General features: G+C 47.5%; 1 protein-coding gene. It reads right to left on the bottom strand.

The window, feature by feature from the left end:
* Positions 1–731: EF-Tu C-terminal domain-related protein (locus tag M917_RS13500; RefSeq protein WP_040642889.1), on the bottom strand; the 731-nt coding region annotated here is incomplete at both ends.

Below are 731 nucleotides of genomic sequence, written 5' to 3'. Positions count from 1 at the left end.
TGGATAAGCTCTACGCCCATCTCAACGTTATCACCAGGCATAACCATTTCAGTACCTTCTTGTAATTGGATTGCGCCAGTTACGTCAGTAGTACGGAAGTAGAACTGTGGACGATAGCCGTTTAGGAATGGTGTGTGACGACCACCCTCTTCTTTTGACAGTACGTATACTTCTGCGTCAAATTTGGTGTGAGGCGTGATTGAACCTGGCTTCGCTAGTACTTGGCCACGTTGTACGTCTTCACGCTTGGTACCACGTAGTAGTACGCCACAGTTTTCGCCTGCACGACCTTCGTCAAGCAGTTTGCGGAACATCTCTACACCAGTACAGGTGGTTTTTTGAGTGTCACGGATACCGACGATTTCGATTTCGTCACCAACTTTTACGATACCAGATTCAACACGACCAGTGACAACAGTACCACGGCCTGAGATTGAGAATACGTCTTCGATTGGCATTAGGAATGCTTTGTCGATGTCACGCTCTGGCTCTGGGATGTAGGTGTCAAGAACGTTTAGTAGTTCTACGACAGCTGGTTGGCCGTATTTTTCTTGTGAGCCTTTTAGGGCTTCAGTTGCTGAACCATGGATGATTGGGGTTTCATCACCTGGGAAGTCGTAGTCGTTAAGAAGTTCGCGAACTTCCATTTCTACGAGTTCGAGCAGTTCTTCGTCATCAACGACGTCGCATTTGTTCATGAATACGACGATGTATGGTACGCCAACCTGACG

It is taken from the genome of Psychrobacter aquaticus CMS 56, from assembly GCF_000471625.1.
Classification (GTDB): domain Bacteria; phylum Pseudomonadota; class Gammaproteobacteria; order Pseudomonadales; family Moraxellaceae; genus Psychrobacter; species Psychrobacter aquaticus.
Note: the sequence above shows the minus strand (reverse complement) of the source record. Positions and strands in the feature narration are given on the sequence as shown.